The sequence below is a fragment of the Streptomyces ureilyticus genome, assembly GCF_011045025.1.
Lineage (GTDB): Bacteria > Actinomycetota > Actinomycetes > Streptomycetales > Streptomycetaceae > Streptomyces > Streptomyces ureilyticus.
Genome location: NZ_JAAKZX010000059.1, coordinates 1 through 19,937 on the forward strand (window position 1 = coordinate 1; position 19,937 = coordinate 19,937).

At 70.1% G+C, this 19,937-nt stretch carries 12 protein-coding genes and 3 pseudogenes; 12 read left to right on the forward strand and 3 right to left on the reverse strand.

Going from position 1 to position 19,937, the window contains the following annotated elements; translation table 11 throughout:
- The 3 genes and pseudogenes from G6048_RS49660 to G6048_RS19830 form a co-directional block, all read left to right on the forward strand.
- Positions 1 to 265, forward strand: a pseudogene (locus G6048_RS49660) (hypothetical protein); the annotation flags it as partial.
- 88 nt (positions 266 to 353) lie between these two features.
- Positions 354 to 821 carry an SRPBCC family protein gene (locus tag G6048_RS19825; protein ID WP_165340899.1) on the forward strand — a complete coding sequence of 156 codons (468 nt, stop codon included), beginning with the start codon at positions 354 to 356 and terminating at the stop codon, positions 819 to 821.
- Between the two features lie 126 nt (positions 822 to 947).
- Positions 948 to 2,033: a zinc-binding dehydrogenase gene (locus G6048_RS19830; protein ID WP_165340900.1), complete on the forward strand. Its 1,086-nt coding sequence runs from the start codon at positions 948 to 950 to the stop codon at positions 2,031 to 2,033.
- 75 nt (positions 2,034 to 2,108) lie between these two features.
- On the opposite strand, the gene G6048_RS19835 is transcribed toward G6048_RS19830, so the two are convergent.
- The gene (locus tag G6048_RS19835) at positions 2,109 to 3,152 is read right to left on the reverse strand and encodes a LacI family DNA-binding transcriptional regulator (RefSeq protein ID WP_165340901.1); all 1,044 of its coding nucleotides are present in this window, start codon (positions 3,150 to 3,152) and stop codon (positions 2,109 to 2,111) included.
- A 325-nt stretch (positions 3,153 to 3,477) separates the two neighbouring features.
- Between G6048_RS19835 and G6048_RS19840 the strand changes: the two genes are divergently transcribed.
- The 4 genes from G6048_RS19840 to G6048_RS19855 all read left to right on the forward strand — a co-directional run bounded on the left by G6048_RS19840 (position 3,478) and on the right by G6048_RS19855 (position 9,826).
- A complete protein-coding gene (locus G6048_RS19840) occupies positions 3,478 to 4,425 on the forward strand; it encodes a carbohydrate ABC transporter permease (RefSeq protein ID WP_328826428.1) in 948 nt (315 codons plus the stop codon).
- Positions 4,422 to 5,243, forward strand: a complete 822-nt coding sequence (locus tag G6048_RS19845) for a carbohydrate ABC transporter permease (protein ID WP_165340902.1) — start codon at positions 4,422 to 4,424, stop codon at positions 5,241 to 5,243. The genes G6048_RS19840 and G6048_RS19845 overlap by 4 nt, the downstream gene beginning before the upstream one ends.
- Positions 5,244 to 5,298: 55 nt before the next feature.
- Positions 5,299 to 6,582: an ABC transporter substrate-binding protein gene (locus G6048_RS19850; RefSeq protein ID WP_165340903.1), complete on the forward strand. Its 1,284-nt coding sequence runs from the start codon at positions 5,299 to 5,301 to the stop codon at positions 6,580 to 6,582.
- A 202-nt stretch (positions 6,583 to 6,784) separates the two neighbouring features.
- Entirely contained in the window at positions 6,785 to 9,826 is a 3,042-nt protein-coding gene (locus G6048_RS19855; RefSeq protein ID WP_206341808.1) for an alpha-L-rhamnosidase, read from the forward strand.
- A 12-nt stretch (positions 9,827 to 9,838) separates the two neighbouring features.
- Here the strand turns inward: G6048_RS19855 and G6048_RS19860 are convergent.
- Positions 9,839 to 10,738 (reverse strand): annotated as a pseudogene (locus tag G6048_RS19860) (zinc-dependent alcohol dehydrogenase family protein).
- Between the two features lie 197 nt (positions 10,739 to 10,935).
- Between G6048_RS19860 and G6048_RS19865 the strand changes: the two are divergent.
- Both G6048_RS19865 and G6048_RS19870 read left to right on the forward strand, forming a co-directional pair.
- A pseudogene (locus G6048_RS19865) lies at positions 10,936 to 11,658 on the forward strand (pirin family protein); the annotation flags it as partial.
- 172 nt (positions 11,659 to 11,830) lie between these two features.
- Positions 11,831 to 12,262, forward strand: coding sequence for a tetratricopeptide repeat protein (locus G6048_RS19870; protein ID WP_165340904.1), 432 nt, complete (start codon positions 11,831 to 11,833; stop codon positions 12,260 to 12,262).
- A gap of 99 nt (positions 12,263 to 12,361) precedes the next feature.
- On the opposite strand, the gene G6048_RS19875 is transcribed toward G6048_RS19870, so the two are convergent.
- Complete coding sequence (locus G6048_RS19875; RefSeq protein WP_165340905.1) at positions 12,362 to 14,071, reverse strand: PucR family transcriptional regulator; 1,710 nt, start codon at positions 14,069 to 14,071, stop codon at positions 12,362 to 12,364.
- A 273-nt stretch (positions 14,072 to 14,344) separates the two neighbouring features.
- On the opposite strand from G6048_RS19875, the gene G6048_RS19880 reads away from it, so the two are divergent.
- The 3 genes from G6048_RS19880 to G6048_RS19890 are packed head-to-tail and all read left to right on the forward strand — an operon-like array spanning position 14,345 to position 19,934.
- Complete coding sequence (locus G6048_RS19880; protein WP_165340906.1) at positions 14,345 to 15,613, forward strand: aspartate aminotransferase family protein; 1,269 nt, start codon at positions 14,345 to 14,347, stop codon at positions 15,611 to 15,613.
- On the forward strand, positions 15,610 to 18,498 hold the full coding sequence (locus tag G6048_RS19885; RefSeq protein ID WP_165340907.1) for an FAD-binding and (Fe-S)-binding domain-containing protein: 2,889 nt from the start codon (positions 15,610 to 15,612) through the stop codon (positions 18,496 to 18,498). The genes G6048_RS19880 and G6048_RS19885 overlap by 4 nt, the downstream gene beginning before the upstream one ends.
- The gene (locus G6048_RS19890; protein ID WP_165340908.1) at positions 18,495 to 19,934 is read left to right on the forward strand and encodes an NAD-dependent succinate-semialdehyde dehydrogenase; all 1,440 of its coding nucleotides are present in this window, start codon (positions 18,495 to 18,497) and stop codon (positions 19,932 to 19,934) included. The genes G6048_RS19885 and G6048_RS19890 overlap by 4 nt, the downstream gene beginning before the upstream one ends.
- The last annotated feature ends 3 nt before the right edge of the window (positions 19,935 to 19,937 follow it).

Here is a 19,937-nt window from a genome sequence, read left to right on the forward strand (position 1 = left end):
GCGGGCCGTCGTCTTCGACACCGACGGAGTGATCACCGATTCGGCCCGGGTGCACGCCGCGGCCTGGAAGGCGGCCTTCGACGCCTACCTGCGCGCCCACCCGCCCGAAGACCCCGAACGGCGCCGCGCCTTCGACGTACGGGACGACTATCTGCGCCACGTCGACGGCAAGTCCCTCCCCCAGCCTCCGGCCGGGGGGACCCCCATCGCTGCGCTCGACGGCGCCGCCGCCTTCCTCGCCGCACGCGGCATCGACACCTCGCCCGGTGTGCCTGGAGCCGGGGGAGACGGGGCGACTGGTGCTCTCGGAGTGAAAGCACCCCTGTGTCTCATGGCGGTCCTAGGATCGGGCCATGAGCCGAACCGACCGTGCCAGCCGGGTGATCGCGGCACCACCCGCGACTGTCTACGCCGCCCTCCTCGACCGGAAGTCGCTCGAGGCCTGGCTGCCGCCGGAGGGCATGCGCGGGCGGGTCGAGCGGTGGGATCCGCGGCCCGGTGGCGGGTTCCGGATGGTCCTGACCTACCTCGACGCCTCCGACAGTCCCGGCAAGACGTCGGATGCGACGGATGTCGTCGACGTCGGGTTCGCGGACCTGGTGCCACCGGAGCGCGTGGTGCAGCGGGCGGTGTTCGAGGCCGACGACCCGTCGTACGCGGGAACCATGACGATGACCTGGCACCTCGCGGCCGCCGGTGAAGGCACCGAGGTGACCGTCACCGCCACGGACGTGCCACCCGGCATCGACCAGGCGGACCACGAGGAGGGCATCGCCTCCTCGCTGGCCAACCTGGCGTCGTACGTCGAAGCGGCCGGCTGAGTCGGGCTGGCTCGGGCTGACTGCGGCCGACTGCGACCCGAGCGCGTAGGCCATGCGAGCGGCCTATGTCCCGTTCAGGATGGAATTGCGGAACCGTTCCGGCCTGTGCGAGGAAGAGGGATCGTCATGAAGGCACTCGTCTTTCACGGCCCCGGACAGTCGGCATGGGAGGACGTCCCGGATCCCGCCGCCGAGGACGCCACCGACGCCATCGTCCGCGTCGACGCCGTCACCATCTGCGGGACGGACCTGCACATCCTCAAGGGCGACGTACCGGAAGTGCGCCCCGGCACGGTCCTCGGCCATGAGGCCGTCGGCGAGGCCGTCGAGGCCGGCGGCGATGTCCGTACGGTTCGCCCGGGTGACCGGGTGCTGGTCTCGTGCATCACGGCGTGCGGCCGCTGCGGCTTCTGCAAGGAGGGCGGGTACGGGCAGTGCCACGGGGGAGGGGGCTGGATCCTGGGCCACCTGATCGACGGCACACAGGCCGAGTTCGTCCGCGTACCGCACGCCGATCTCTCCGTGCATCCGCTGCCCGGCGCGCTGGACGCCAAGGATGCCGTACTGCTGGCCGACATCTTCCCGACGGCGTACGAGGTGGGCGTACTCAACGGGCGCGTACGGCCCGGAGACACGGTCGCCGTGGTCGGGGCGGGGCCGGTCGGCCTTGCCGCGATCGCCACGGCACAGCTCTACACCCCGCAGAGGATCATCGCCGTGGACCCCGCCCCGGCCCGGCTGGACGCGGCCAAGCAACTCGGCGCGGACGCCGTGGCCGCCGCCGCGGGCGAAGAAGCCGAAGAGCTGGTCGCCGACCTCACCGAGGGACTCGGTGCCGATGTGGTGATCGAGGCGGTAGGGGTGCCGGAGAGCTTCGAGATGTGCACACGCATGGTGCGCCCCGGCGGGCATGTGGCCAGCGTCGGCGTGCACGGCAAACCCGCCACCCTCCACCTCGAAAACCTGTGGATCAAGAACGTCACCCTCACGACCGGACTGGTCGACACGTCCTCCACGCCCACCTTGCTGCGCATGATGGCCGCCGGCCGCCTGCCCGCATCGTCCCTGGTCACGCACACCTTTCCGCTGAACCAGATGGAGGAGGCGTACGACGTCTTCTCCCGGGCCTCCGTCACCGGAGCGCTCAAGGTCGTCCTCGGCGAGCAGCCCCACGACACGGTGGCCGTCAAGGCGGCCGGTCCGGGGGAGTGACCGACCGTGCCGGACGGGACGTGCTGACGCCGGTCGGCATGCGGCGGCCAGTCGGTGGGCGGGTTGAGTGACGGCCTACTCCGGTGCTCGAGCGGTCGTCCGGCGCGGTACCAGCGTGGGGGACAGCCGGACCTGGACGGACGGCCGGTGCCGGTCGGCGATCCGTTCCAGGAGGAGACGGGCGGCGTTCCTGCCGATCTCGTGGCCCGCCTGGTCGACGCTGGTCAGCGACACCGGGCCGAACGCGGCGAAGGTGGTGTTGTCGTAGCCGGCCACCGAGATGTCGTCCGGGACGGACAGCCCGGCCTCGGTGATCGCCTCCAGTGCGCCCATCGCCACGACGTCCGCTCCGGCGAAGACGGCTGTCGGTCGATGCGTGCCTTGGCGTTCCAGCAGTTCCTTCGCACCCCGGTAGCCGCCCTCCTGGGTGTAGCTGGTGGACACGACATCGATGCACTCTTCGAGGCCGTGGGCCCGCATGGCCTGCCGGTATCCGTCGGCGCGCCGGGCGTTGGGCATCTCCGCGAGGCGCGTCGGGTCGGTCTCGAGATGCTCGATGTGGGCGATGCGCCGATGCCCCAGAGCGGCGAGGTGGCCGACGACCAAGGCGGCACCCTCGACGTCGTCGTCCGCCACCGTGTCGTACGCCGGGGAGGAGCCGTGCCGGCCCACGATCACGGTCGGCACGGCGGAGGCCACCTCGTCGAGACGCTTGCGTGACGCCAGGGGCGCGACCAGGATCAGGCCGTCCATGCCGCGGTCGATCAGGGCCTCGGTGACCCGGGCCTCCCCCTTCTCGCCGCAGTCGCCGGGTCCCAGGAGCACCTGGTACTCCGTGTCCTGGAGCGTATGCGTGATGCCGTCGAGGACGTCGGGGAAGAACGGGTTGCGGATGTCGGGCAGCATGACGCCGATGGTGTACGTCTTCCCGCGCAGCCCCCTGGCACCGGCGTGCGGCCGGTAGCCCAGCTCGTCGATCGCGCGGCGCACCTTCGCCTGCATCTCGGGGCTGGCCCCGTACGCGTTGCGCAGCACCTTGGAGACGGCGGTCGTGGACACCTGCGCGTGCCGCGCGACATCGACGATGGTGACGCGGCGGCGTGGTGCCGGGGGCTCCATGCGGTTCCTTTCTCGTGGGGAACGTTGCCCCGAAGTGTACGTACGGACCTTGCAGTTCAGCAGGCGTCCCACAGAGGCCGCACCGTGTCCTCTCCGTAACAATCCCGCAGCGTGTGCGGCATCTTGACGTCACTCGGGAGGCTCTCTAGGGTCTGGCCACACCCAGTGGGAAACGTTACCCATGGGCGCCGCAGAACCACGCCCCATCCGGACCGGTCACCTCGATTCGAAAAAGCCGACAGGCGCTCGCTCCTCCCCGCCGCGCGCCGGCCGGAGCGTTGACCCAGAACTCGTGTTGAAACGTTTCAGGAAAGGAGGTGTGCCGGTGACCCTGGCCCCGCACCAGCACCTCGCGGACCACGAGCGGCCCCCGGTCGCGGAAGAGATCCGCGGAGTCCGGCGGGCGCGCACCACCCCGCCCTGGTGGTTCGCGCTGCCCGCGCTGCTGCTGTTCGCCTTCGTCGTCCTGGTGCCGAGCGCGCGCGGTGTCCACTACGCCTTCACCGACTGGGACGGCCTGGATCCCAGCTTCTCCTTCGTGGGCCTGGACAACTTCTCCGCCATGCTCGACGACCCCGACGCGACGGCGGCCATCTGGCACACCCTGCTGATCGCCGTGGCGATCACCGTTATCCAGAACGGGCTGGGCCTGCTGCTGGCCCTCGGAGTCAACACGGCCATCAAGTCCCGGAACCTGCTCAGGGTCTTCCTGTTCGCCCCGGCCGTGATCACCCCGATCGTCACCGCCTACCTCTGGCGCAACCTGCTCGGCCCCGACGGCGCGATCAACAGCCTGCTCGGCACCATCGGCCTTGACGGCCTCCGGCAGGACTGGCTGGGCAGTCCCCAGCTCGCCCTGTGGTCGGTGATCGGCGTGATCGTCTGGCAGTACGCCGGCTACTCGATGGTCATCTTCCTGGCCGGGCTGCAGTCGGTGCCCAAGGAGATCCACGAGGCGGCGGCCATCGACGGGGCAGGCCCCGTACGGCGCTTCTGGTCGGTCACCCGGCCCCTGCTCGCCCCCGCCTTCACCATCAACCTGATGCTGTCGATCATCGGCGGCCTCAAACTCTTCGACCAGGTCTACGCGTTGACCGGCGGCGGCCCCGGCCACGCCACCGACACCATCTCCACGCTCATCTACAAGGACGCCTTCACCCTCGGCGAGTTCGGCTACAGCATCGCGCTCGCGGTGGTCCTCACGATCATCGTGGCGGTGGCCTCCACCGGCCAGTACCTCGTGCTGTCCCGCAACGAGAGGGCCGCCTCATGAACCGCTACCGCCGCCGCACCTTCGCGCTCGAACTGACGATGATCGCCACCGCCCTGTTCGTCGGCTTCCCGGTGTACGTCCTGGTCAACCTCGCCGTACGCCCCACCTCGGACACCTCGTCGCCGATCAGCCCGACCACCTCGCCCACCCTGGACAACTTCTCGCAGGCGTGGCAACAGGGCGCGCTCGGCGGGGCATTGGGCAACAGCGTGCTGGTGACGGCCGTCAGCGTCGTCATCGTGCTGGCCGTATCGTCACTCGCGGCGTACCCGCTCGCCCGCGCGACGGCCCGCTGGTCGAGGGGGACGTATCTGATGTTCCTGTTGGGCCTCGTCCTGCCCTTCCAGCTCGCCTCGCTGCCGCTCTACCAGACCATGCGTGACCTGGGCCTGCTCGGCACCCCCTGGGCCCTGGTCCTCTTCTACTCCGGCCTGCAGGTGCCGTTCACCGTCTTCCTGTACGTCGGCTTCCTGCGCGCCCTGCCTCGCGACTTCGAGGACGCCGCCCTGATCGACGGATGCACCCCGCTGCAGGGCTTCCGGTACGTGGTCCTGCCGATGCTCAAACCGGTCACGGTGACGGCCCTGGTGCTGAACACCGTCGCTGTGTGGAACGACTTCTTCACCCCGCTGCTGTACCTCAGCGGCAGCGCCCAGCAGACCCTGCCGGTCGCGATCGCCGGCTTCGTCGGTCAGTACGTCACCGACTGGAACCTCATCTTCGCCGCCCTGGTGATCAGCATCCTGCCCGTCCTGCTCGTCTACTTCGTGCTCCAGCGCAGCATCATCAACGGCTTCGCGGGAGGGCTGCGGGGATGAGACGCGACGCCCACCCGTCACCGGTGCCCGGTGGCTCTTCCCCGAGGGGGACATCATGAAGACACGTCAACTTCAAGTGCTGGTCGCCGCGTTGACGACCGGTTCCCTGCTGGCCGCGCTGTCCGCCTGCAGCGGCGGCACCAAGGCAGGCTCCGACGACGCGGGCGGCGGTGGCTCGAAAACGCTCACGCTGGCCTCGGTCGACCAGGGCTCCGTCGAGGACGTCGTCAAGGCCTTCGAGAAGGCCAACCCGGGCGTCAAGGTCCGCTACACCACCAGCGGCGCCGACCAGTACCAGCAGCAGATCCGCACTCAGCTGTCGTCGGGCACGGCACCGGACGTGATGTCGGTCTGGCCGGGCAACGGCAACCCCGGCGCCACGTACGTCCTCGCCAAACCCGGCTATCTGCGCGACCTTTCGGACCAGCCTTGGGCAGCCAAGCTGCCCGACGTCATGAAGACCGTCGCCCAGTACGAGGGGAAGACCTACACCGGGATCTTCGGGCAGAACGGCATCGGCGCGGTCTACAACCAGCAGGCGATGGAGAAGGCGGGACTCACCCCGCCGGACACCTGGACGAAGCTGCTGGACTTCTGCCGGGACGCGAAGGCCAAGGGCACCCCCGCCTTCGCCCTGGGAAACCAGGACAACTGGGTCACCCAACTCGTCCAGTACGCGCTGGTCGCCACCACCGTCTACGGCGGCGACCCCGACTTCGACCAGAAGATGCAGGCCGGCCAGGCCACCTTCGCCAAGTCGCCCTGGACCACGGCCCTGGACAAGTACCTGACGATGGAGAAGACGGGCTGCTTCCAGAAGAACCCGCTGGGCACCAACTACGAAGCCAGCCAGCAACTCGCCGCCACCGGCAAGACGCTCGGCATCATCCAGGGCAACTGGGTGATCGCCCTCCTGGAAGGCAAGAACCCGAAGGGCACGTTCACGCTCCGGGCGCTGCCGGCCACCGACGACCCGGCCGAGACCATCATTCCGGCCGCGGCGGGCGCCGGATACGGCGTCAACGCCAAGGCGAAGAACGAGGAACTCGCCCTGAAATTCGTGAACTTCGTGATGTCGCCCGAGGGCATGAACCTGTTCGTCGAGAAGCAGGGCGGTCTGCCCTCCCTGCCCGACACCGGCTTCGCGGCCGACCCGTCGTTGGCCGAGCTGTCCAAGTTCGTCGAGGCGGAACGGACCGTGCCCTTCATGGACCAGCTCTGGCCCAACGCCAAGGTGCAGCAGACCATGCTCAGCGGCCTCCAGGAGATCTTCAGCGGACAGTCCACGCCCAAGGAACTCCTCGACGACATGGACGCCGACTACAAGGCCGGCTCCTGATCTCCGCTCGGAACACACGCGTGAAAACCGAAGGGATCAAGGTGTGAGCAATGCAGAACGCGACGCAGAAGGCGCGGGCAGTGATGTCGAGGGTGTCGAGAACGGTGACCGTCCCGGCAGGAACGGCAGGAACGGCAGCGGGGTCCGCCGTCGGACCGTGCTCGCCGCGACGGCCGGCGCGGTGCCGGTAGTGGCCGGTGGCATGGGCGGCGGAAGCACCGCGCACGCGGCATCCTCCCCTCGCCCGGGCCATGCCGCGGTGTACGGGCTGACCGTGGAACACCGTACGGATCCCCTGGGCGTGGACGCCGCCCGGCCGCGCTTCGGCTGGCGTATGCGGTCGGCGGCCCGCGGCCGGAGCCAAGGGGCGTACCGGATTCTCGTGGCGAGCGCTCGGGACAAGCTGTCGACCGCCCGCGTGGACGTCTGGGACAGCGGCCGAGTGCCCTCCTCCGATTCCGTGGCCGTCCGTTACGCGGGCAAACCGCTCACCGCCTCGACCCGCTACTACTGGACCGTCACCGTCTGGGACGACGAAGGCGGACCGGTCGGGATCGCATCCCCGTCGTACTTCGAGACGGGCCTCATGAGCACCGACGGCGTAACCGGCTGGGACGACGCCCAGTGGATCGGAATGAAGGGGAAGCGCCCCAACTCGCCCGGCGCACCGATGCTGCGGAAGCAAGCAGCCCTGAAGAGCCGCTCCCACGTCCGTGATGCCCGGCTGTATGTCTCGGCCCTCGGCGTGTACGAGGCTCACATCAACGGACGCCACATCACCGTGCCGCAGGACCGCGGCACCACGATCGAACTGCTGCCGCCGGGCTGGACGAACTACGACGCACGCGTCAACTACATGACTCACGACGTCACCGACCTCGTGACGCGGGAGCCGGACGTCACCCTCGCGGTCGTCCTGGGCAACGGCTGGTACAACGGCCGTGTTTCCGAGGGCAGTACGTACTACTCCAAGGACGGCAACGCCCTCGCGGTCAAGGCCAAGCTGCTGATCCGGTACGCCGACGGAACCTCGCAGACGGTCGTCACCGGGCCGGACGGCGGCTGGAAGGCCACGGACACAGGCCCCTACCGTGCCGACGACATCTACGACGGCCAGACCTACGACGCCGGGAGGGAACTCCCGGGCTGGACGGCGCACGGATTCGACGACTCCGCCTGGTCGAACGTGGAGCGCGTCGCCTTCGATGACAAGTACCCGGACGTGCAACTCCTCGCCTACCCGGGCGAGACCGCACGCTTCATGTCGAAGTGGGACCGCCGACCGCGGTCGATCACCGTCGCCACCGGAGTGACCGGACAGGACGGCAGCCCCAACGGTAGGGGACGCGTCATCGTCGACCCCGCCCGGACGGTGACCGACCCGGAGAAGGCGGTCTCCGCCCCGGTCACGATCGGCCGCGGCGAGACCGCGATCTATGACCTCGGCCAGAACATGGTCGGCGTGGCCCGCTACAGCCTGCGTGGACCGGCTGGAGCCCAGGTCGAGTTCAGGTTCGGCGAGATGCTCAACGACGACAGCGCCGGCGCGGACGGGCCCGAGGGCTCCGTCTACCGGGCCAACCTCCGCAGCGCCAAGGCCACCAGCACGTACATCCTCAAGGGCGACCGGGACGGCGAGACCCACCAGGACTCCCTGACCTTCTACGGCTTCCGCTACGTCTCCGTCACCGCGACGGACACCGTCACCATCACCGGCCTGACGGGAAGGGTTGCCACGTCCTCGATCCGCGAGACCGGCACCCTCACCACCGACGATCCGGACATCAACCAGCTGGCGAGCAACATCCGTTGGGGCCAGCGCGGCAACTACCTCTGGGTGCCCACCGACTGCCCGCAACGCGACGAACGCCTCGGCTGGACCGGCGACACCCAGGTCTTCGCCATGACCGGCCTCTACAACGCGGACGCGGGAGTCTTCCTCAGCCACTTCCAGGACACGGTCGTCGACTCCGCCGTCATCTACGGAGCGGACAAGGCGCAGTTCACCGGAGTCGCTCCCGGCGGCCGGTACAACTTCCCGGGCGGCGGCAGCGGTTGGGCGGACGCCGGTGTCATCGTGCCGTGGACCGTGTGGCAGATGACCGGTGACGCGACCGTGGTCGAGGACAATTGGCCCGCGATGACCAGGTACGTCGACTGGATCCGGCAGCAGACCGGCGACACCTACTTCGGACAGGGCTCCCTCACCGGCGACTGGCTGGCACCGCAGAAGACCAGCGCCCAGCTCATGAGCGACGTCTACTACGGCTATGTCGCCCGGCTGATGGCGCAGCTGGCCCGCGCGATCGGCCGGACCGCGGACGGAGAGGCGTACGAGCGGCTCTTCGGACGCATCAAGCAGGCGTTCATCACCAAGTACCTGAGCACCGAGGGCGGGCAGGCCACGGTGAAGTCCAGCCTGGGTGACGCATCACCGATCGAACCGGGCGCCGACCCCAACGAGAAGACGGAGGACAACAGCCAGTCGGCTCTGCTCTGGGTCCTCAAGCTCGGCTTCTACGAGACCGAGGCTCAACGCCGCACGCTTGTGGGCCTGTTGGCGGACAACATCGGCAACGGCGAGGCCTACAAGGCCGCCCACCCGAACAGCACCCGGGTCAAGTACGCCGAGAACACGCTGTCCGTCGGCTTCCTCGGCGTCAACGTCCTCGCCCCCGTCCTCACCGACGAGGGCCGCGCCGACCTGGCGTACAAACTGCTGCACCAGGACGCGCTGCCGTCTTGGCTGTACTCGGTGCGGAACGGCGCCACCACCGTCTGGGAGCGCTGGAACTCCTACTCCGAGGACGCCGGCTTCGGCCCGGTCAGCATGAACTCCTTCAACCACTACGCGTACGGCGCGATCATGGAGTGGATGTACGCGTACATGGCCGGCATCGCCCGCGACCCCGACAGCCCCGGCTTCAAGCGCTTCGTCCTGCAACCCCACCTCGACCCCACCGGCAAGGTCACGCGGGTGTCGGGCTCGTATGAGTCGCCATACGGCGAGATCAGGAGCGAGTGGAAGGTGGAGGACGGAGGCAGGATCCTCGCGTACGAGGCGGTCGTGCCCGCGAACAGCGAGGCGACCCTGCGGCTTCCGGCCGTCTCCGCCGACGCCGTCCGCGAGGGACGCACCCCGCTGGCACGAGTGGAGGGCGTGCGCTTCCTCGGCCACGCGGACGGGGTGGCCTCGTACCGGATCCCGTCCGGCCGGTACCAGCTCACCGCCCGGCTGCACTGAACTGCGCACCGGTCAGGGAAGCACCACGATCTTGCGTCCCTGGCCGGCTGCGAACCGTTCCAGTGCCTGCGGGTACTGCGTCAGCGGCAGCCGGTGGCTGATGAATACCTGGGGATCGAGTACTCCGGTGGCGAAACAGTTCCGCTGCGCGCTCGTAGCTGTGCAGCACCGCCATGGAGCCGGTGATGGTGATCTCCTGGTTGTAGATGCGGTACGGCGAGATGGTGGCCGTGGTCGCGTAGTCGGATACCCCGAACTGCAGAAATGTTCCGGCCTTGGCAACCCGTTCCAGGCCATCCTGGATGGCGGCGGCGTTGCCGGTCGCGTCGACCACCACGTCCCAGCCGGCCGCCCCAACTCCTCGGCGGACAGCGCCGTTTGTGAACAGCCCAGCTTCTCAGCCGTCGTCAGCCGCTCCGGGTTGACGTCGACGACATCCACCGAGGCGGCACCGGTGCGCTTGGCCAGCTCCAGCATCATCAGGCCCATCGTCCCGCTGCCGTAGATCAGCACATGGGAGCCGAGCCTGCTGCTGAGCACGTCGTACCCGCGCACGGCGCAGGACAGCGGCTCGATCAGGGCCGCGTCCTGGACGTCCACGTGGTCCGGCAGCCGTACGCAGTTGGCGACGGGGGCCACGGCGTACTCGGCCGCGCCACCGGCCACGGTCACGCCGATCGCCTGCCACCTGTCGCAGAGGTTGTTGCGTCCCACCCGGCAGTAGCGGCACTCGTTGCAGTACAGCGAGGGGTCCACGGCGACCCGGTCCCCGATCGCGAGTTCGGTGACCTCGCTGCCGAGGCCCACGACCTCCCCGGCGAACTCGTGGCCCGGCACGACCGGCAGGGTCGGTGCGAACTCGCCCTGCAGGATGTGCAGATCGGTCCCGCACAGCCCGCAGGCCGTGCGGATGGGGGGGCGATGTCCATGCCGCCAGAGGTGGTGACCCGGTTGGGGCCTATGGGGGTCCCCCCCCGCGAGCGAAGCCGAGCGTGGGGGAGGTCGGCGAAGCACCAGGCTCCGATCAGGCTCTCAGTGGCAACTGCCTTGAATCCTCCCCTTCCTGAAGGGGGAGGGGATTCCTGGCTCAGGCCGCCTCCTGAAGTATCGGGCTGCAGACGGTGAGCTGGCTGTTCAGCGGCGAGATCGAGCACCGCGACAGTCTCGGCACCCGCGCCCTCATCCGGCCCGGCGAGATGAACCTCATGACCGGTGGATACGGCATCTGTCACTCGGAGGTCTCCACCCCGCGGACCACCGTCATCCACGGGGTCCAGTTGTGGGTGGCGCTTCCCGAGGGGCATCGGAACGTCGGCCGGGACTTCGAGCACTACGTACCCGAATCCGTGCGAATCGACGGGGCCGAGATCAGGGTCTTCCTTGGCTCACTCGCCGGAAGCGCCTCCCCGGTGCGGACGTTCACGCCCCTGGTCGGTGCCGAGATCACCCTCGAACCGCGTGCGGAGATCACCCTCCCCGTGGACCCCGCCTTCGAGCATGGGCTGCTCGTGGACAGCGGGGATGTACGCCTGATCGACACCGTGCTGCGCCCGGCCGAACTGGGCTACGTTCCCTGCGGCGCCGACGCCCTGACCGTGGTGAACGAGTCGGACGCCCCGGCCCGCGTGATCCTGCTCGGGGGCCCACCCTTCGAGGAGGAGATCGTCATGTGGTGGAACTTCATAGGACGCAGCCACGAGGACATCGTCAGGGCCCGCGAGGAATGGCAGGCGGCCACCGAGCGTTTCGGCGCCGTCGAGGGCTTTCCGGGTGATCGCCTGCCCGCGCCGGCCCTGCCGAACGCCGTCATCACCCCGCGCCGGAACCCTCCGGGCCTCACCGCGAACGCGGACCACGTCGGTGCACTGAACATCCTCGACAGGGCCGGGCTGGCCCTCTGCGACGCTGCTTAGCCGGCGACGCGGGAAGCCCGCGCGTTCACGCGTGGGTGGAGTCACGGAGAGTACATGGAGCAGACCAACCCCGCTGACAGTGGGGGTGGTGATGAGCGGCAACTTCAACGACACCTGGGCGAACGGCGGTGTCGCGCCCGACCGTTGGGCCAGCGCCCTGCACCTGTTCGACAACGGCGTAGGCGTGCCGCACGAGGAGACGACCGCCGAGCGCTGGGAGCGAGCCCAACTGCTCTTCGAGGCAAGGGACTACATCGGCGCGGCGAAGCTGCTCGCCGTCGTTGTCGAAGAGGTCCCGGAGCAGACCGGTCCTCGGCTGCTGCTGGCCCGCGCCTACTACCACTCGGCACAACTGCTGCGCGCCGAGGAGCAGTTGCGCGTGATCGTCGAGCGGGATCCGGTGGAGCACTATGCCCACCTGGTGCTGGGCCGCACCCTGGAACGTCAGGGGCGCCATGACGAAGCGAAGCCCTGGATGCGCATGGCCGACGCGTTCTCGGGCGAGTTTCGGGACGACGACTGAGCGAGGGCGTGGGCGAGGAGTGTGTGGGCGGCGGGCACTGGTCAACCGGTGTCCGCCGCCGATGTGTTGCTGAACCAGTCGCTCAGGCAACCGGCCGGTTCACGGACGGCCCCGCAAGATGTCCAGCGCCGTCAGCGCCACATGGAGTTCCGTACGCTCTTCGCCCGACTCGAGGTCGCAGGCCAGCAAGCGCTCGATGGTGCGCAGGCGTTGGTAGACGGTTTCGCGGGACAGTGCGCCGCGGCGTGCGGTGGTGGTCTTGTTGCCGGCCGCGTCGAGGTAGTGGCGCAGGGTCGTGAGCAGGTCGGTGCCGTGGCGGGTGTCGTGGTCGATGAGGGGGCTGAGCCGGCGTTCGGCGTACTCCTGGATGCGGGGGTCCTCGCGGAACGCGTACAGCAGACGGCGCAGTCCGATGTCGGGGAGTTCGTGGAAGGAACGGTCCGGGGGGAGGGGCTGGCCGGGTGGCGTGGCCTCGGCGACGCGGGCCGCCGCGCGGAAGGAGCGGGCGGTGTCGCGGAGGTCGGTAACCTCCGAGCCGACGCTCACGACGGCCGGTGAGGCGACGTCCAGGGCGGCACGGCTCAGCTGCTCGGCGACGGGTCGCCAGGGCTGGGACGGGCGCAGGGCCAGCAGGATGCCGAGACGGCCGGGAGCCAGTTCACCGACGAGCGCCGGGATCCCTGCGGCCCGCGCCTCTTGGGAGAGACGGGTCTCCAGGACCACGGCCTCGTCCGAGTCCGATGTACCGAGGTCCGATGTAGGGATGACCGAAGTACGGAGGTCCGCTGTACGGACGTCCACGAGGATCGCGAGGAACCGGCTGTCCTCGGTGGGCAGGCCCAGCGCGGCGAAGCGGGCGCGGGCGTCCTCGGGGGAGTGGTGGCGCTGTTCGGCCAGGTCCCGCAGGGCGTCTCGATGTGCTGTGCGCTCCCAGGGCGTGGGGTGGATGAGGCGGGCCACGGCCAGGGCCATCGCCGTACGCTCCAGCACGGTGATGTGCTCCGGGCCGAAAGCCGGCTCTCCGGCCCGGACCGGGAGCATGGCCACGCGGCCCCAGCGTTCGCCCTGGTACTCGACGGGTGCGGTGAGCCAGCCCTCCGGGCCGCCCACACCCGGGTGGTCACCCGTCGGCGTGGCCCGGGAGCGCTGTTCCCAGTCGGTGAGCGCCTCCTCCAGGGTGCTGCCGGAGACCTCGTACGTCAGCGCCTGGTGCACCAGGTTCTCCAGTACGACCGTGTGGCCGCTCAGCTGCGCCGCCACGCGCACCACGTCTTCGGGTCCCGCGCCGCGCAGCGTCAGGGCGGTGAACGCCTCGTGGATGCGCTGGGTCCGGCGCATTGCCTCCGCCTGGCTGCCGAGGATGAGGGAGTGGACGACCTGGGTGACTTCCAGGAAGTTGACGTCCTTGGCGAGAGTGATCAGCGGGAGTCCGCGGGCACGGCAGGCCTGGACGAGTGCGTCGGGCGGGCGGTGGTAGCGGCGTACGAGTTCGATGACCAGGGCCGCGGCATCGACGCGGGCGAGTTCGTCGACGTAGCGGCGTACGCCCGCCGGGTCCTCGGGCAGGGGCATGCCGGTGGTCAGGACGAGTTCGCCGCCCTTGAGGAAGGAGGCGGGATCCGTGAGCTCGGTGATGTGGACCCAGCGGACCGGCCGGTCGAGGTGGGCGACGCCGGTCACCACCTCGGGTCGTCCGGCGGACAGGACGGGGAGGGCCAGGATGTCGGCGACGGTGGGCGCGCGCCCGGCCGGGGCGGCGTCCCGGTCGTCGACGGCCGTCGGACGATCTGTCGGGTGATTGTCGTTCACGGTGTCCACGGTGTCTCCGTAGGGGTCCCCGACTCGACCGGAGGCGACCGCTCGGGGGAGTGCCCGGTCACTGTGACAACTGGCGCTGACCTGCGCAAGAGCCGTTCTCCGGCGCACACCCCGGCGCCTGGCGGCTTCCGCGGTTGACACAACGTCCGATCACCGCGCTCCAGCCGGACACATCGCGCGTTGTAGCCCTCCACGATCGCGGAAATACTCGGGTAGAGGAGCAACCAGACCACGCAGCCCACGACGCACGGCCGGGAGACGAACATGACCGCACTGTCGCCGCACCTTCGCCAGGCCACCCCCGTGACGGCGGTCCGGGGCGAGGGCGTCCACCTGTACGACGAGAACGGCCGCCGTTATCTCGACTTCACCGCCGGCATCGGCGTCACCAGCACCGGGCACTGCCACCCCAGGGTGGTGGCGGCGGCGCAGGAGCAGGTCGGCACGCTGATCCACGGCCAGTACACGACGGTCATGCACCAGCCGCTGCAGCGACTTGTCGACAAGCTTGGTGAGGTGCTGCCGTCCGGCCTGGACAGCCTGTTCTTCACCAACTCCGGCAGCGAGGCCGTCGAAGCGGCACTGCGGCTGGCCCGGCAGGCCACCGGCCGCCCCAACGTCCTTGTCTGTCACGGCGGTTTCCACGGCCGGACCGTGGCCGCCGCCGCCATGACCACCTCCGGCACCCGCTTCCGCTCCGGCTTCTCCCCGCTGATGAGCGGCGTGGTCGTCACCCCGTTCCCGTCGACCTACCGCTACGGCTGGGACGAGGAGACCGCCACCCGCTTCGCCCTCCAGGAGCTCGACTACACCCTCCAGACGATCTCCTCGCCCGCCGACACGGCCGCGATCATCGTCGAGCCGGTGCTCGGCGAGGGCGGCTACGTGCCCGCGAACCGCGCCTTCATGGAGGGCCTGCGGGAGCGCGCGGACCGGCACGGCTTCCTGCTCATCCTGGACGAGGTGCAGACCGGCGTCGGCCGCACCGGCCGGTTCTGGGGCCACGACCACTTCGGCGTCACCCCGGACATCCTGATCACCGCCAAGGGCCTGGCCAGCGGCTTCCCGATCTCCGGCATCGCCGCCTCCGAAGAGCTGATGACCAAGGCATGGCCGGGCTCGCAGGGCGGCACGTACGGCGCCAATGCCGTCGCCTGCGCCGCGGCGTGCGCCACCCTCGATGTCGTACGTGACGAGAAGCTGGTCGAGAACGCCGACGCGATGGGCGCTCGGCTGCGCCAGGGCCTGGAGGCGGTCGCGGACCGTACGCCGGGCATCGGGGACGTACGCGGCATGGGGCTGATGCTGGCCAGCGAGTTCGTCACCGAGGACGGCAGCCCCGACCCCGAGACCGCCGGCCGCGTGCAGAAGGCCGCCATCGACGAGGGCCTGCTCCTGCTGCTGTGCGGCGCCTGGAACCAGGTCGTACGGATGATCCCGGCGCTCGTCATCGACGAGAAGGCGGTGGACGAGGGCCTTCAGGCGTGGTCGGCCGCGGTGGAGGCCGGTACCTCAGGGGCGTCGCAGCGATGACGGACTCCCTCGCGCGCCTGGTCGACGAGCTCGCCCGTACCGCTCCCGGACTGCGGATCGAGACCGGTGCGGGAGGGACCGGCGCGTACGCCTACGACGCCTCGAACTACCGGGTTCCGCCGCGGGCGGTGGCCTTCCCCCGTAGCGCCGACGACGTGTGCGCGGTGCTACGGGCCTGCCGGGAGGCGGGCGTCCCGGTCACCGCGCGCGGCGGGGGCACCAGCATGGCGGGCAACGCCGTGGGACCGGGCGTCGTCCTGGACTTCTCCCGTTACATGAACCGGATCCTGGACATCGACCCGGAGGCCCGCACCGCGCGCGTCGAGGCGGGAGTGATCCTCGACGCCCTCCAGAGCGCGACCAGCCCGTACGGGCTGGCCTTCGGCCCCGACCCCTCCTCGCACAGCCGCTGCACCCTCGGCGGCATGATCGGCAACGACGCGTGCGGCAACCGGTCGGTGCGGCATGGGCGTACGAGCAGTCACATCGAGTCGTTGGAGATCGTCACCGCCGACGGCGTACGCGCCATCGCCGACCACAACGGGCTGCACCCGGTCGACCCCGATGATGCGGGACACATCTCCCGCCTCGAGCAGGACATACGGGCCCTGATCGCCGACAACCTGGCTCCGATCCGTACCGAGTTGGGCCGCATCCCCCGCCAGGTCTCCGGCTACCATCTGCACCGTCTGCTGCCGGAGAACGGCTTCGACATGGCCCGCGCGCTGGTCGGCTCGGAGGGCACCTGCGCGGTCATCACGGCGGCGACGGTACGGCTCGCCGCGACGGCCTCCGCCACGGCGCTGCTGACCCTCGGCTACGACGACGTCGTCGACGCGGCCGAGGACGTCCCGGAGATCCTGCGCTGGTCGCCGACCGCCGTGGAGGGCATGGACGAGGCGATCGTCGCGACGATGCGCGCCCGCCGCGGTCCGGACTCCGTCACCGGCCTGCCCGAAGGGCGTGCCTGGCTGTACGTGGAACTCGACGGCGACGACGAGGCCGCGGTGAACCACCGCGCCGCCGAACTCCTTGACGTGCTCAAGGCCCGGGGCCGGATGACCGGCGGACGCGTCGTGGAGAGCGCGGCCGAGCGGCGCTCACTGTGGCGGGTCCGCGAGGACGGAGCCGGGCTCGCCGCCCGTCTCGTCGACGGCGGGGAGTCCTGGCCCGGCTGGGAGGACGCGGCGGTCGCGCCGGAGCAACTGGCCGCCTATCTACGGGACTTCCGCGGGCTGCTGGCCACGCACGGGCTGACCGGAGTGCTGTACGGGCACTTCGGTGCCGGCTGTGTCCACGTACGCATCGACTTCGACCTCGCCACGGACACCGGGCGGGCCGCCACCCGCCGCTTCCTCTCCGAAGCGGCCGCACTGGTCGTCGAGCACGGCGGAACGCTGTCGGGTGAGCACGGCGACGGGCGGGCGCGCGGTGAGCTGCTGGAGGTCATGTACAGCCACCCGATGATCCGGGCGTTCGCCGCCTTCAAGGAGACCTTCGATCCTCAGGGCCTCCTGAATCCCGGCGTCATCGTCGACCCGGCTCCCCTGGACGCCGATCTGGCCCTGCACACGCCCGCTGTCGTGCTGCCCGTCGAGACCCTCTTCTCCTTCCCGCACGACGAGGACGGCTTCGAGGGTGCCGTGCGCCGTTGTGTCGGCGTCGGCCGCTGCCGCAGCGACGCGGGCGGTGTGATGTGTCCCAGCTACCGGGCTACGGGGGAGGAGAACCACTCCACGCGGGGTCGCGCCCGGCTGCTTCAGGAGATGGTGCGGGGCGGGACCGTTCAGGACGGCTGGCGCTCGGATGACGTCAAGGACGCCCTCGACCTGTGCCTGTCGTGCAAGGCGTGCTCCAGTGACTGCCCGGTCGGCGTCGACATGGCCACGTACAAGGCGGAGTTCCTGCACCACCACTACAAGGGCAGGCTCCGACCCCGTTCCCACTACTCGCTGGGCTGGCTGCCCCTGACCTCGGCCCTGGCCGGACGCGCCGCCCGGCCGATCAACGCGCTCATGCGCGGGCCGGTCGGCAGGGCACTCGCCCGACTCGGAGGCGTGACCACGAAGCGCAGGATCCCGGCCTTCGCCTCCCGGCGCGCCCTGCGCAAGACCCTGCGCGCCACGAAGACCGGCGAACCGTCGAAGGCCCTGCTCTTCGTCGACAGCTTCACGCGCGCCTTCCGCCCGGAGGTCGCCGGCGCCACGAGTCGCGTACTCGCCGACGCCGGAATCCCGTGCACGGCTGAAGACGGCCTGTGCTGCGGGCTGACGTGGGTGAGCACCGGCCAACTGTCCGTCGCGCGACGCGTCATGGCCCGTACGGTCGCCCGCCTGGACGACGACGGCGACGACCGGCCCATCATCGTGGCCGAGCCCAGCTGTGCGGCCGCGTTGAAGCGTGACGTGCCCGAACTCCTCGACACCGACGCCGCCCGCCGCGTCGCCGCCCGCGTCCACACCCTCACCGGCGCCCTGACCGACCTGGCCGCCCCCGACTGGACGCCCCCCGACCTGCCGGACAACGTCGTTCTGCAGACCCACTGCCACGAATACGCCACCTTCACCGGCCGCCGCCCGCGCGACCTGCTGAGCAAGCTCGGCGTACGCAAGGTCGACGAGGCCGAGGGCTGCTGCGGACTCGCCGGCAACTTCGGCTTCGAGGAGGAGCACTACGAGACCTCGATGGCCGTCGCCGACCTGGCATTGAAACCCCGCCTCGACGCCGTCGACAGCGCCGAGCGGACCGTCGTCGTGGCCGACGGATTCAGCTGCGCCACCCAGATCGACCACCTCGCCGGAGACCGCGACATCCGCGCCCTGCACCTCGCGGAACTGCTCGACCCCGCCGCCGATCGATCCGATCAACCAGGAGAGACCTCATGACCGACACACTCACGCAGTTGTTCATCGGCGGTGCCTGGGTGGACGCCGTGGACGGCGCCACCCTGCCCGTGGACGACCCGGCGACCGGCGAGATCATCGCGCACGTCGCCGACGCGGGCCCCAAGGACGCCCGGCTCGCGGAGGAAGCGGCCGTGGAGGCACAGCAGGAGTGGGCCCGTACGGCGCCGCGGGCGCGCAGTGAAATCCTGCGCCGCGCCTACGAGATCATCCTGGAGCGCACCGACGAGCTCGCCCACCTGATGACGGCCGAGATGGGCAAGCCGCTGGCCGAGGCCAGGGGAGAGGTGGCGTACGCGGCGGAGTTCTTCCGCTGGTTCTCCGAGGAGGCGGTACGCATCGAAGGCGGCGCCGGCGTCCTGCCCGACGGCCGGAACCGGATGGTGCTCTCCCGCCGCCCGGTCGGCCCCTGTCTGTTGATCACCCCGTGGAACTTCCCGCTGGCCATGGGCACCCGCAAGATCGGTCCGGCGATCGCGGCCGGCTGCACGATGATCCTCAAGCCGGCCCCGCAGACCCCGCTGTCCAGTCTCGCGCTGGCCGGGATCCTCAAGGAGGCGGGCCTGCCGGACGGCGTGCTGAACGTCGTCACGACCTCGCGGGCGGGCGAGGTGGTCGAGCCGCTCCTGCGCGGCGGCAAGATCCGCAAGCTGTCCTTCACCGGTTCCACGGGCGTCGGGCGGCTGCTGCTCGCGCAGTGCGCCGACACCGTCGTACGTACGTCGATGGAGCTGGGCGGCAACGCGCCGTTCGTCGTCTTCGAGGACGCCGACCTGGACAAGGCCGTGGACGGCGCGATGGTCGCCAAGATGCGCAACATGGGCGAGGCGTGCACGGCCGCGAACCGCTTCTTCGTGCACAGCTCCGTGGCGGAGGAGTTCGGGCGGCGGCTCGCCGAGCGTATGGGCTCGTTGGTGGTGGGCCCCGGAACGCGCGATGGGGTCGATGTCGGCCCGCTGATCGACGCGAACGGACGGGCCAAGGTCGAGGAGCTGGTCGCCGACGCGGTGCAGCGCGGCGCCGAGGTGCTCGTCGGCGGCCATACGCCGCAAGGGCCCGGCTGCTTCTACCCGCCGACCGTGCTCGCGGATGTCGACCCCGGGAGCCGTCTGATGGACACGGAGATCTTCGGTCCCGTGGCGGCGATCCTCACCTTCGAGGACGAGGACGAGGTCGTAGGCCGCGCCAACGACACCCCATGGGGCCTGGTCGGCTACCTCTTCACCGAGGGTCTCGACCGCGCCCTGCGCGTCAGCGAACGCCTGGAGGTGGGCATGGTCGGTCTCAACACCGGCCTCGTCTCCAACCCGGCTGCGCCGTTCGGCGGCGTCAAGCAGTCCGGGCTGGGCCGCGAGGGTGGCCGGGTCGGGATCGACGAGTTCCTGGAGTACCAGTACTTGGCGGTGCCGGTGAGCTGAACG